15 protein-coding genes are annotated in these 13,090 nt (G+C 36.6%); 4 read left to right on the forward strand and 11 right to left on the reverse strand.

Annotated elements, in window-relative coordinates; translation table 11 throughout:
- Nucleotides 1-157 precede the first annotated feature (157 nt).
- Both PQG52_RS09870 and PQG52_RS09875 read right to left on the reverse strand, forming a co-directional pair.
- A complete protein-coding gene (locus tag PQG52_RS09870; protein WP_271829293.1) occupies nt 158-2,038 on the reverse strand; it encodes a glycosyltransferase family 2 protein in 1,881 nt (626 codons plus the stop codon).
- 110 nt (nt 2,039-2,148) lie between these two features.
- Nucleotides 2,149-3,120 (reverse strand): SDR family NAD(P)-dependent oxidoreductase, encoded by a 972-nt coding sequence (locus PQG52_RS09875; protein ID WP_271829294.1) that lies wholly within the window; start codon nt 3,118-3,120, stop codon nt 2,149-2,151.
- Between the two features lie 611 nt (nt 3,121-3,731).
- Between PQG52_RS09875 and PQG52_RS09880 the strand changes: the two genes are divergently transcribed.
- Nucleotides 3,732-4,592, forward strand: a complete 861-nt coding sequence (locus PQG52_RS09880; RefSeq protein ID WP_271829295.1) for a hypothetical protein — start codon at nt 3,732-3,734, stop codon at nt 4,590-4,592.
- A 104-nt stretch (nt 4,593-4,696) separates the two neighbouring features.
- Complete coding sequence (locus tag PQG52_RS09885) at nt 4,697-5,179, forward strand: hypothetical protein (protein WP_271829297.1); 483 nt, start codon at nt 4,697-4,699, stop codon at nt 5,177-5,179.
- On the opposite strand, the gene PQG52_RS09890 is transcribed toward PQG52_RS09885, so the two are convergent.
- Complete coding sequence (locus PQG52_RS09890) at nt 5,166-5,423, reverse strand: hypothetical protein (RefSeq protein WP_271829298.1); 258 nt, start codon at nt 5,421-5,423, stop codon at nt 5,166-5,168. The two genes, PQG52_RS09885 and PQG52_RS09890, sit on opposite strands and share 14 nt — an antisense overlap.
- Before the next feature lie 203 nt (nt 5,424-5,626).
- Between PQG52_RS09890 and dps the strand changes: the two genes are divergently transcribed.
- On the forward strand, nt 5,627-6,121 hold the full coding sequence (gene dps, locus PQG52_RS09895; protein ID WP_271790372.1) for a DNA starvation/stationary phase protection protein Dps: 495 nt from the start codon (nt 5,627-5,629) through the stop codon (nt 6,119-6,121).
- A gap of 76 nt (nt 6,122-6,197) precedes the next feature.
- Here the strand turns inward: dps and PQG52_RS09900 are convergent, their stop codons facing one another.
- Together PQG52_RS09900 and PQG52_RS09905 are read right to left on the reverse strand one after the other, a co-directional pair.
- A complete protein-coding gene (locus PQG52_RS09900; RefSeq protein WP_271829414.1) occupies nt 6,198-6,713 on the reverse strand; it encodes a DUF192 domain-containing protein in 516 nt (171 codons plus the stop codon).
- Nucleotides 6,714-6,768: 55 nt separating this feature from the next.
- Entirely contained in the window at nt 6,769-7,443 is a 675-nt protein-coding gene (locus PQG52_RS09905; RefSeq protein ID WP_271829300.1) for an MBL fold metallo-hydrolase, read from the reverse strand.
- Nucleotides 7,444-7,775: 332 nt separating this feature from the next.
- Between PQG52_RS09905 and PQG52_RS09910 the strand changes: the two genes are divergently transcribed.
- On the forward strand, nt 7,776-8,528 hold the full coding sequence (locus PQG52_RS09910; RefSeq protein WP_408869550.1) for a CHAP domain-containing protein: 753 nt from the start codon (nt 7,776-7,778) through the stop codon (nt 8,526-8,528).
- A gap of 8 nt (nt 8,529-8,536) precedes the next feature.
- Here PQG52_RS09910 and PQG52_RS09915 read toward each other — a convergent pair whose 3' ends face one another.
- From PQG52_RS09915 to pth, 6 genes are all read right to left on the reverse strand, one after another.
- Complete coding sequence (locus PQG52_RS09915; protein ID WP_271829302.1) at nt 8,537-8,995, reverse strand: 23S rRNA (pseudouridine(1915)-N(3))-methyltransferase RlmH; 459 nt, start codon at nt 8,993-8,995, stop codon at nt 8,537-8,539.
- On the reverse strand, nt 8,995-9,435 hold the full coding sequence (gene rsfS, locus PQG52_RS09920; RefSeq protein ID WP_271829304.1) for a ribosome silencing factor: 441 nt from the start codon (nt 9,433-9,435) through the stop codon (nt 8,995-8,997). Before rsfS ends, PQG52_RS09915 begins: the two co-directional genes overlap by 1 nt.
- Nucleotides 9,436-9,463: 28 nt before the next feature.
- Entirely contained in the window at nt 9,464-10,078 is a 615-nt protein-coding gene (locus PQG52_RS09925) for a nicotinate-nucleotide adenylyltransferase (RefSeq protein ID WP_271801892.1), read from the reverse strand.
- The gene (locus PQG52_RS09930; RefSeq protein ID WP_271829305.1) at nt 10,079-11,341 is read right to left on the reverse strand and encodes a glutamate-5-semialdehyde dehydrogenase; all 1,263 of its coding nucleotides are present in this window, start codon (nt 11,339-11,341) and stop codon (nt 10,079-10,081) included.
- Between the two features lie 61 nt (nt 11,342-11,402).
- Nucleotides 11,403-12,497, reverse strand: a complete 1,095-nt coding sequence (gene ychF, locus PQG52_RS09935; protein WP_271829307.1) for a redox-regulated ATPase YchF — start codon at nt 12,495-12,497, stop codon at nt 11,403-11,405.
- A 3-nt stretch (nt 12,498-12,500) separates the two neighbouring features.
- The gene (gene pth, locus PQG52_RS09940; RefSeq protein ID WP_271790365.1) at nt 12,501-13,073 is read right to left on the reverse strand and encodes an aminoacyl-tRNA hydrolase; all 573 of its coding nucleotides are present in this window, start codon (nt 13,071-13,073) and stop codon (nt 12,501-12,503) included.
- Between the last annotated feature and the right edge of the window lie 17 nt (nt 13,074-13,090).

Here is a 13,090-nt window from a genome sequence, read left to right on the forward strand (position 1 = left end):
CTTTTCCTTAAATATAAAAAAATTAATTATCCCATATACTTATAAAAAATCATTGAAAATCCAGAACAACAGGAATCTACTAAATATAAAATATACGTGGAATACATAAAAGAAAAAACCTCATCACATTAAATGATGAGATTATTAAAAATAAGATTTACTCTTGAATGAATTTTAATAGCTGCTTTGCATTATGCCCTAATTGCTCTTGATTTTCTAACATAAAGTTCAACATATTGGTAACACGATCATCTGTAATCCTAAGGATCTGCTGAAATGCCTGATCTACCTTAGGCAAACTTAATAGCTGATCTACGACCTCTTGAAGTTCATATTCTTTAAAAAGATAATTTTCCAAAATCTTAGCCCCATATTTCATATGTTGCTGATTGAAGGTATCAATAGTATGCTCTTTAAATAAGCTCATATCCACAGGGCTATCTGAGTAAGCGTCTAAAACATCACCACGATATAAGCGAAGCAAAAATTCTTTTGCTGATTTAAAGTGATAATGAATTACGTTTGCTATCCCTCTATGATTATGATCCGCCCACATAGGATCATCAGAATAATTTCCAGAATTATGCGCAAAACGATGAATATCACCTTGTATCAAACGATAAGTTGCATGATATTTAGCACTCCAAACCGCATAATGGGCTCCCGAACTAATCATATACCGTGGTTTTGACATACTTTTTATCAGATTATTCGCCAATCCTATCACATCTTCGTTGATAAAATATTGAATACGCTTTGTAACAAAGTCTTTTTTATAATCCATCAGATTACTAGAGCAAGTATACTGCCAATTAAAACCAACTGCATCAACTTCGTTTCTTTCAATCCATTTCAATAAATCATGAATATTTTTAAAGCTATCACGATTGATTGATAGGAATTCATCAACATCCAGCAAAAGAGCCCATTCATAATCTAATATTTCAGGAAGTGAAGAAAACGTGTAGTTGCAAACCTTAGCCTGCGGTCTAACATCGCTCCCCATTTCATTTTTAATCCAGGTAATAACGTTAGCTTCTGCCAAAGCCTGCAACAGGGCATCGGAACCATCATCATTATTATTACTAAAAACAAAGAAATGCTCAAAACCAAGTTTACGATGCCAAGCTAGCCACTCTAAAATAGACGTTCCTTCGTTTCTTACCGTTGTCACCACACATGTTCTTTTACGTGGCTCGATAATACGTCTATAGGCACAATTCACCGCATGAGTAAAAGAAGAAAATTCATGCTTTGTAAAATGTTTTTGTAAAACATCAAACACCTGATTACATTCTATAATTTGTCTGCCTTGCCTATTTTCTTGCCAATCCAGCAGCGGATTCAAAGCATTCTTTACCCAATAGTCATCGCAAAAAACTTCTACAAAATCTTTTCTAAAATCCACAGAATTCTGCATTTCATAGGATATTTCGTTAAGATCTTTGACCCCTAAAAAAGGATAATACATATTAATAATATCGATTTTAAAATCATTTGGGCAGCGAGATTCAAGTATTCTCTTTACAAACTGAAGCCCAGGCAACCTATCAAAAACTTCATTTAAATATAAAAAGTAATCTTTTAGATTGGCTGAAATATTATTATATTCTGCAACCTCTAAAGATATCTCCTCCCAAGATAATTTTTGATCAACCATACGACACAAATGTAAGCCATAAGAAACTCTTAATCCTCCTAGATCTGCTTCTGTCGATAATGGAGGAATAGAGATCCAAGAGTGGTCTTGTAAATCATATAGCGATACAGTATGAGGAGAATACCCCCCTTCAATCCCAACGGGAAAGATTTTAGATGCAAATGGCCTGTCTCCTAGCAGCATGGGGAGATCACCATCTTCAGAAAACAAAAATAAAATACCTGGATATCTGTTTAAACAAAAAGCTATTATTTTCGCAACACCATGCTCTTCAGAAGCTACACAAATTTTTCCATATTGTTCTCTTCCATAATGATCTTTACTAGTTATTGCAGACAAATAACTACCTTCGGAATTTTTTAAATAAAAAGCTTGCATCTAACTCTGAACCCCATAGTATAATATAAATCTAAGACGCGTAATATACGCTTTCTTAAGTAAAAATGACAACTTATTTTCCTTGTAACCAAAGCAAATCACGCCAAGTGTTAACAAAAAAAACCATTACACAATTTTAACCAATTAGTAAACAACCATACCCCGTCCGATAATTTCGTTCTGGGTGACCAACCTGTGACGTTGTATATTGCACTGATATCAGATAAGGTTGCTTCTATATCCGTTTCGGGACGAGTAATGTAATTGATAATTGCTTTTTTACCAATATTTTCTTCTAAACAAGCAACAAGATGCTCAACTTTTTCCTGGCGACTATTGCCAATATTGAAAATCCCATAATCCTCTAAGTGAGAACATTCTAGCAAACTGAGTAATGCATCAATAACGTCATCAATATACGTAAAATCTCTGGAGAGATTTTGACCTGTATATAAAGTAATCGGTTTATCTTCGATAATGGCTTTGGCAAAAAGATAATATGCCATATCTGGTCTGCCCCAAGGTCCGTAAACTGTAAAAAAGCGCAACCCTGTTTGTTTTAATCCATATAAATGATGATAGGTGAACGATAAAAGTTCGGCAGATTGCTTGGACGCTGCGTAAACGGAACTTGGGCGATCTACTCTATCTGCTTCACTAAAGGGTAATTTTTTATTTAATCCATAAACAGATGAGGATGAAGCATAAAAAATTCTCTGTAAGTTAGGGAGCTGACGAGCCATCTCTAAAATAGCGACTTGCCCCATCACATTGGTTTGAATATACGAATACGGATTTTCTAAGGAATATCTTACGCCAGCTTGCGCAGCTAGATTAAAAATAATCTGAATATCAGAATGGCGTTGAACAATATGTTCCATTGCAGATACATCCGTAATATCTGCATGATAAAATGTAAAATTCTTGAATTGTTTTAATTGATCGCAACGTGCTTGCTTTAATATTGGAGAATAATAGTCATTTAGATTATCAATACCAATAACGGTTTCCCCACGTGCCAACAGGGTTTTAGAAAGATGAAATCCAATAAATCCACCCGCACCTGTTACCAAAAAAACCACACTCGATATCCTATAATTATTTTACTAGATTCAATCTATTTGTTTTAACAAAATATAGCAAATTGTCACTGTGAAATTATCATTTATATATATTATTATCTATCGTGCGGTTATAGTTACACATCTTTTATTTTTTAAACACTCTTATTTATAAATAACGCAACACGACATTTTTGTTTAACCTATTTGAAAATAAAAAATTAAGCAGCATGTCACCATACAAATACAACTTGAAGACAATATTTTACTCTTAGTGAGAAATTAGGGGCAACTTATTACAAAGTAATCTTGAATATATTAAATAATATTTAAAGTGATAACTCATTATATTATAAAAGATTTATCAACACTTTACTGGGACTCAATGTTTAACGAAATTCAAGTACAGACATTATTATATGTCAAGCCGTAAACCTGTTTTTTTGCCTTTCATTTCCCTGTCATTGATGCCCCAATTCTATTCAAATAAAAAACCATAAACTTTTCGGAGAAAATTGGATGATGTGGTTATAAGGTACTCATATTTCGACGTTTCCAGATCATTGATTAGATACTATACACGAACATTATCCTATTTTATCGTTCAACAAACAATGATAAGATGGTGCGATTTGAAACGATATTTTGAAGATCTTCTCTCTTTACTTCATTCTGATATGCGAAGATGGTATTATGCAGCAATGACCACCGCAAAGAATTGGATGTGCCATATAGATCGTTATCAAGAGTATAAAGAGCTTTCTAAACACGAAATGTTTGCCTTGGAAAAAAGCAATGATGGTTTAGCTTATGATGAAAAGATTTCATTTGAAAAAGCCGAAGTAATACTTAGCCATATCAATTTGGATATTTGCTCAATGACCCAAAATACTACGTTAAATTCCCCGATAGAAATAATTGTTGCCTATGTAGAAGGTACTCTTTCTTCCTCTGAGTTTATCAACGAGCTGTATCATAACCCAGATTTAGAAAAACTATTATCCGAGCCTATTCATATTGCCCCCTATGTAGATCAAATAGGAACGCTTTATTTATATTTACTATCGTTAGATTTAAATCATACTGGTGGCATACTCAATGCAACTCATACGCTTTCCCTCTATTTAACAAAAAAGGGAATATTGTTTAATCAATCAAAAATAACAAATAGTAATTTTGATATATATCTTAAAGTTCAGCCTAAATGGTTACAAATACCAGAATCTTATTTTCAAAAACTACTTGCTGAGACACAAGGTAAAACAGGAAAAGAATTAGAGTGGGCGTTAAAACAAAAAATCAAAGAGCATTTTCATTTTTTGAAAAAACCACCACGCTGGTTACAAGATACATTCTGGCCTATTGAGAATGATAAACCACTTATTTTTATCGATCAACTCAGTATTTCCCCACTATTTCATGATGAAACACAACTCTATATTTTTTACAATGAAGAAAATAATAGCTTTATAACGATCAAACAATCGATTTGAAGTCTATATTATGGCATCACCTATTCGATGATTAAAATTGCCAAATAGAAGATCGACCAGAAATTTGTTATAATACTTATCTATAGACCAAGGTCAAATCACTCATGGACGAACAAGACTTTATCCAAGAACTCGAGCAATATTCAGCCTTATTGACGCAACATAATGCCGAAGTTGTAGGTTGCACAAAAGAACAGATTCGAGAGCTAGAAGCCTTTCATAAAATTCAATTACCCACATTTTATAAAATATATTTACGTTATTTTGGTGTAACCGCAGGAACTCTCTTTTTAGGGAGCGATGCTTATTATGATTGCCTCATAGGTTCAGATAATATTACCCAAGGATTCATCGAGTTACTTCATGAAAATAATATCACTCCACCCGATCATTTATTCGCTATACTTTTACACCAAGGGTATGCAGGCGAATTCTTTATCACCAAACCTTATATGGATGACCCTATCATTTATAATTATTGTGAAGGCAGAAATATCCAAGAAGATTCTTTATTTAGCAAGAATATCCTTAGATTCTTTCAAGAACATATCGACTATTGGAAAAAAGGAATCATCAAAGCATCATAAATTTCTCGAAATAATATTGGATATTTGCTTTATTCACTTTTTCTAAAATAACTGCCTTAGAATCTTGAAAATATCCATTCGTTTTGATCTCTACTTCACATTCTTGTCCAAAACGTGCACTGTCATAAAAATTTATATAAAACTCTTGATGATCCACAATAATTGTAAAATTAAGTAAACAGCCCTTAACCTCAGATTCAAACTCGTATAAATCATCATACCAATGTGGAAATATGATTTGCATGTTACCCTGCCTTCAATGTGACCGTTATATTATATTATTTTATTAATAATTATTAATAAAATATTAAATTAATTAATATTATCAATCATGCTTATTTATATTTAAATCGATAAGTATCATGAATAATAAAAATATATTTTACTATTGAATTTCAAGTAAAATATACATATCCTTAATACATGTTATTTAAAGGAGATCTATTTATGCCTAAAACTAAATTATATCCTACATTAAACAACCTTCCCTCTAATACCAAAACAGTCGTTATTCAATTATTGAACGAACGTCTTGCAGACGGTCTTGATGTGGCATTGCTAACCAAACAAGCACACTGGAATATGAAAGGCCCTCAATTCATCGGCGTTCATGAAATGGTTGATGGTTTCCGTGGAGAGCTAGACGCATTTAACGATGATATGGCTGAACGTATTACAGCTCTTGGTGGAACGGCTTTTGGAACTTCTCAAGATATTGCTCATACCTCAAAAATTGCCGCTTATCCGACTAACATTGTTAAAGTCGAAGATCATATTGAAGCTTTGATTGAACGTTACGGCACATTTGCAAATGCAGTTCGTAAAGCTATCGATGAAGCTGATGAAGCTGGCGATGCAGATACTGCTGATTTATTCACCGGGATTTCAAGAGCACTCGATAAACAATTATGGTTCTTAGAGGCTCATAAACCAGTTAAATAGGTCGTCAACCAACTTTGGCAATCAAAAAGAATCTTTGTATAAAATTACAAAGATTCTTTTTTTATTTTAAATGATTCTATTTCTTTTTATTCTCTTGTTTAACTACAGACTTCTTTTCCGTAATTGTCCTAGGTGCATCGAAAGCAGGGCTTTCAATTTTATCACCTACTGTAATGCCTAATTTCTCTGTAATTCCGCCTTGTAACTCTAATGTTGCAATCACTGCACCCTGACTACTAATAGGGGCTAAACTGTAAGGAACTGTATTTTCTGCAATGGCTCTAATGTAATGGTTCATATCAATAAAAACCATATCCAAAGGCACTACTGTATTTTTCATCCACATATTGCTGACTTGCGGAGCTGGCCAAACAAATAACATTCCGCCATTTTCTGGAATGCTTGTTCTAAACATTTCACCAACTTCTTGTTGCATTGGGGTCTTGGCAATTTCAACTGAAAATTCGTGCTTTTGACCGTTTTTTGTCACAATAGTCAAAGGCTGCTTGGCTAATTCAGGTTGAGCTTTTGTAATTTCATGTTCGATAGACTCTGCCATCGTAACAGAAACATTTCCAAAACTGGTCATCATTACAGAAACCAAGACCAACGGTATAAAATGCTTTTTCACTATTATATTTCTTTCTTTAAATCAAAAATGGATTATTCAATTTTTCATAACCAATCGTACTACCAATACCATGACCAGGCAGCACATAAACATCATCACCCAAAGGTAACAATTTGTCTTTAATTGTTTGTATCAACAAATTCCCATTTCCATAAGGGAAATCAGCACGTCCAATCGTCCCTTTGAATAAAACATCCCCTGTAATCATAAAACGCGCTTTGGCTTCATAAAAAACCACATGACCTGGAGTATGACCTGGGACATGCAAAACTTCAAATTCCATACCCTCAAACGATAAAATTTCTTGATCTTTTAAAAACCGAGTTGGGTTTACATTCTGAACATGCTCTGCACTGGTGCCGAAACCTGCTGCATCTTTTGCGACTTTTTCTAATAAAAATTGATCTTCGATGCCCGGCCCCAAAATAGGAATTTCTCTTTTATATTTTTCTTGTAAATATTGTTGTAAAGCTGTGGTAACACCAACGTGATCAAAATGACCATGAGTTAATAAAATGGCTTGTATGTCCACATCATCTGCTTCAATAGTCTCGATAACAAAGGATAAATCGCCACCAGGGTCACTAATAATACCTTTTTTAATATTCTGATCCCACACCATCATACAGTTCTGGCGCAACATGGTAACTGGCATAATCTCTATTCTCAGAGATGCAATTGAAAGGAACAATAGATATACTCCATTAATATAGAAATCTTTCTATAGCTCTTACCATAGATAACGTCCTTGGCTTAATAAAATAATAAAATGAATGATCTATTTGAAATATATGTTCAACTATTTTTGTTGCTTCATTACATCAAAAAAACACACAACATCTTCAAAAACTAGAAAAAAATCATTAGATCAACATTTTATCTTGACCCAGACAATCATGACCCGTAAAAAATAACTACATTTCCACAATTTAGATAAATAATTTAGGGTTGCCGATGAAAAACGTCTACGTGCATAATTATGCTAAAACGAAATTAACCTCATTTCTTTTAATGTTTTCATGTATGGTGTTTTCAACATCATATGCACATGCACGTTCAACACATCATAATACAAAAAAAGTAACACACCATAAAAATGCAGGTGTACATGTTCAAAAAGCTTCTGCAACAAGCAAAAGCAACCATCATTCTAAAAAAAATAGCCATTTTAAAACACGCAAAGTAAGCTATAGACACAAAGGTTATCGCCACGGTGGTGGACACGTCATCCAATGTGTAACATTTGCACGCTCTGCCTCTGATGTTCAATTATCTGGAAATGCGGGAAATTGGTGGGCTAACGCTGCAGGTATTTATGAGCGTGGAAATACACCAGAACCAAACAGTGTTCTAAGCTTCCGCTCAACTCGTAAGATGCCTTATGGACACGTTGCTGTTGTTACACAAGTTGTCGATTCTAGAACGGTTATTATTGACCAATCTCATTGGGCACAAAGAGGCATCAGCCGCAATACCCCAGTGATTGACGTTTCCCCAAATAATGACTGGACTGCGGTTCGTGTTGCAACCAATGGTGATAAAAGCACTTTTGGTAGCATTTACCCAACCCATGGATTTATTTATCCAAACGGTGGCCGAAACGTAGAAACGCAGAATGTTTCTACACAACGTAAAGCGCCAAAACGCAATATCAAAACATGGTCTGCAGATGCAGCAACCACCAAAGGATATTCAAAAACAAATACACAGGTTGCTTTAAGCCCCAACGTATCTGATGATTTCTTTGCTGACGCGCCAGATCGCTCAATTCGATAGTTTAAAAATCAGGGGCGCCCTTGGCGATGATAAGGGTGTCCTTGTAGAATAGTTTGTACTCTATAAATCTGTTCAGCCAGTAAAATACGAACTAACATATGGGGCCAAGTTAAACTCCCCAAAGATAAAACTAAATCAGAACGTTCGATTGCAGCATGATGCAACCCCTCTGCCCCACCGATTAAAAAAGATATTGGCCTGGATTCCTCGATCCATGTTTGCATCTTGTTTGCAAAAACCAAACTGCTATAATTTTTTCCACCTTCATCAAGGCTAATTACAACAGAGCGATCAGGCAACGCATTTAATAAAGCTTGTGTTTCTTTTAATTTTGCTTCCTCGGGGCTACCTTTTGCCTCATTCACTTCGATAATTGAAAGTCTAGGGCGAATCCGTTTAGCATATCGATCCACAAGCTCTAATTCAGCTTTATGCCGCATTTTTCCTACAGCAATAATTGAAAACATTATTCTTGAGGTTCTTCAGTTGATGCTTGAGCAGCATCCAGAATCTCTACATTCCAGATTTTTTCAATATTGTAATATTCGCGTGCTTCTCCACGGAATAAATGAACAATAATATCCCCTGCATCCAGCAAGACCCAATCCGGACTTTGCTCCATAGTTGTTTTTTTGATGCCTTGTTCGAATAGTAATTTATCCAAATGGGTTGCCATTGCCAAAATCTGACGATCCACTTGGCCACTTGCAATAATCATCCGATCTGCAAAAGATGCTTTTCCAACCAAATCAATGACGACAACATTTTCTGCTTTATCTTCTTCCAAAGATTCAACCATCAAAGCCACAACTTGATTTAATCTTGCATCATCCAATATTGATACTCTCTTTGCAGCTTTTTCAGGGCCTGTTTGCACAACTTCTTTGCGTGAAATTTGTTCATTCATATTATTTATCCTTTTTTTGATCTAACTTTTATTGTTCTAATAACTGTTTGCGTTGCTGTCTTAACGCAGTTGCTGAAATACTATTCTCTGGTGCTGGAACAAATACCCATGCTGGAGGTTGGAAATCGGCTAATATTGTCGCATAACGAGAAGGCAACCGTGCTTTTCTGACCCATTGAGCTGCCTGCCCGTTTAATGCACTATATATATAGGATGGTCTAGGGAAAACCGCCATAGGCACAATTTTTAATATTTCTTGCCAGTGCGACCACAAAGCCATTTGTGCTAATCCATCCGCCCCCATTAACCATACAAATTTACAGCATGGAAAACGTTGTTTTAACAAACGAATACTATCGCAACTATATCGTGTATTTAATCGACATTCGATATCCGTCGGAAGCAACCGTCGCCCTGTTATACGCTCTTTGACCATTTGATATCTTTCTTCAAATGGAGCCATTTCAGTGCCAACTTTTAACGGGTTTCCTGGCGATACCATTAACCATACTTGGTCAAGTTGAAGGAACTTTAATGCCCGATTGGCAAGCTGCAAGTGTCCTTCATGTATAGGATTAAAAGAGCCTCCGAATAATCCGACTCGTATATTTCTGCGATCTCCCCAAGTCGGTATTGATGTCATTTAGGAACGCACCTGACCATCACCATAGACTTCATAACGATAGCTGGTTAATTGCTCTATTCCAACGGGCCCTCTGGCGTGTAATCTTCCAGTAGCAATGCCAATTTCTGCACCAAAACCAAACTCTCCCCCATCGCAGAACTGGGTTGACGTATTCCGCATCACCACGGCACTCGGAACCGAATCCATAAAATATCGAACGGCTTGATCGTCTTCGGAAAGAATTGCTTCGGTATGACCGCTGCCATATTTCACTATATGATGAATCGCCTCATCGATATCTTTCACAACTGCAACCGACAAAACTGAATCCAACCATTCCGTGGCAAAATCTTCATCTGACGCTGGTTCAATTACTTGGGCTATCTGACATGCCAGTTGATTGCCGACAAAACGACAGCCAAGTTTTTGTAAATCATCAACTAAAATGGGTAATAATTCATTTGCAATCGCTTGGTCAATCAAAAGCGTTTCTGTCGCCCCACAAATCCCTGTCCGACGCATTTTTGCATTCGCCAACACTTTTCGAGCCTTTTCGAAATCTGCTTTTTCATGAATATAAGTATGACATAGACCCGCAGCATGCGCCAATACAGGAACTCTTGCTTCTTGTTGAACGAACTTGATTAAAGAATATCCTCCTCTTGGAATAATCACATCAATAATCCCCACTGCATGCAACATATCCATGACATGTTGACGATTACTGTCGGGGGGCATTGCAATCGAATCAGGATTTAATCCTGCGTCAATCATCCCTTGTTGCATGGCTTTATGAATCGCCATAGAGGTTAAGTGAGTCTCTGATCCACCCCGTAAAACGATTCCATTTCCTGATTTAATACAAATCCCAACGGCATCAGCACCCACATTAGGGCGACTTTCGTAAATCATCCCAACAACGCCCAAAGGCACTGACACACGTTTAAAATGCAAGCCATTGGGCCTATCCCAACTGGCCAATTCTTTTCCCAAAGGATCAGGCAATTCGGCAATATCTTCTAATCCTTTGGCCATGGCTTCTATACGATCATGCGTTAATGTCATGCGATCTTTAAAAGCAGCAGAAACATCCGCTTTCGCCACTTCATCACCATTGACTGCTAAAATCTCAGCTTCAGCAGTACGTAATGCTTGGGCTGCACAACGTAGTGCTTGATTACGTTGTTGAATATCGGTACGTGCCAATTGAAAAGCAGCGTCTCTGACATTTTGTGCTAGTTCTTTAATTGTTAAAATCGTATTTGAACTGACAGAGACCATTGCTTTACCTTTCATTGACCTGCTTCAATATCTGAAAAATTGATATTTTCAGTAAAGCAAATTATACGTTGAAACGGAAGAGTAAAACATCACCATCTTTGACAATATATTCTTTTCCTTCGATCCGTGCTTTACCTGCTTCTTTGGCACCTGCTTCACCTTTAAACTGCACATAGTCAGCATAAGCAACCGTTTCACAAGCAATAAAGCCACGTTCAAAATCATTATGAATAACTGCAGCTGCTTGAGGGGCTTTGGTTCCTTTGAAAATTGTCCAAGCTCTGGTTTCTTTAGGACCACAGGTAAAATAAGTAATCAGATTTAACAAATGATAGCCCGCTGCAATCACCCGATCCAGACCACTATTTTCCAACCCTAGCCCTGTAAGGAACTCCATTTGGTCTTCTTTGCCTAATTGGCTGACTTCTGCTTCAATATCTGCAGACACAATCACCGCTTCTGCCCCTTGTGTTTTAGCCATTTCTAGAACTTTGGCTGAATATGCATTCCCAGTAGCTGCGGATTCTTCTTCAACGTTACATACATATAAAACAGGCTTGCTGGTTAACAGTTGAAGACGCGCAACCGCTTTTTCTTCACCTGCTGGAATCACGTCACGAACAGGTTTGCCGTCTTGTAGAGCCTTGATTAAAGGTTCAACCAATTCTAAGGTTGCTTGTGCTTCTTTATCATTTCCACGTGCTCTTTTTTGCAGCGCAACAGTGCGTTTTTCAAGGCTTTCAAGATCAGCAATCATTAATTCAGTTTCAATGATTTCCGCATCACGAATAGGGTCTACAGATCCCTCTACATGGGTAATATCATCATTATCAAAACAACGAAGCACATGAATAATTGCATCCACTTCACGAATATTCGCAAGGAACTGATTGCCCAGCCCTTCGCCTTTAGAAGCCCCTTTGACCAATCCAGCAATATCAACGAATTCTAAACTGGTTGGAATAATTTGTTTAGAGTTCGTAATTTCGGATAGAATATTCAACCGTGTATCTGGAACAGCCACACGACCCACATTCGGTTCAATTGTACAAAATGGATAATTTGCTGATTGTGCAGCAGCCGTTGCTGTTAATGCGTTAAACAAAGTTGATTTACCCACATTCGGCAACCCAACAATACCACAATTAAACCCCATTTTTTATTCCTTCATTAACAAAGAGACTTTGGTCATAAATCCATCCATTTTTTGTTCTACTAATAACGGTGCTGCTTTGGCAACCGCATCAATAAATGGATCCAACCATTCCTGATCTTTTTTTGAAAAATTGCTTAATACATAACTGGCGACTTGTGCTTTGTCACCAGGATGACCTATCCCCAGACGCACACGCCAATAGTTTTGATCGCTTAACATTTTATCCGTTGAACGCAGACCATTATGTCCTGCGGCACCCCCACCTTTTTTAATTTTTACGCGGCCAGGTGATAAATCAAGCTCATCATGAAAAACAACTAAATGTTCCAAGGGAATTTTATAAAAAGCAATTGCTTGTTGGATACTTTCCCCAGAAAGATTCATATATGTCATTGGTTTTAACAGGAGGATCTTTTCACCACCAATATTTCCTTCGGCAACTTCACCCCGAAAACGCTTACGCCATGGTGAAAAACCATGGCATTGCGCGATTCGATCGACCGCCATAAAACCAATATTATGGCGGTTTGCCTGCATTCCAGACTCAGGATTACCAAGCCCAGCCCACAGTAACATGATCTATTCTTTCTATA

Source organism: Commensalibacter communis, assembly GCF_947179105.1.
Classification (GTDB): Bacteria; Pseudomonadota; Alphaproteobacteria; order Acetobacterales; family Acetobacteraceae; genus Commensalibacter; species Commensalibacter communis.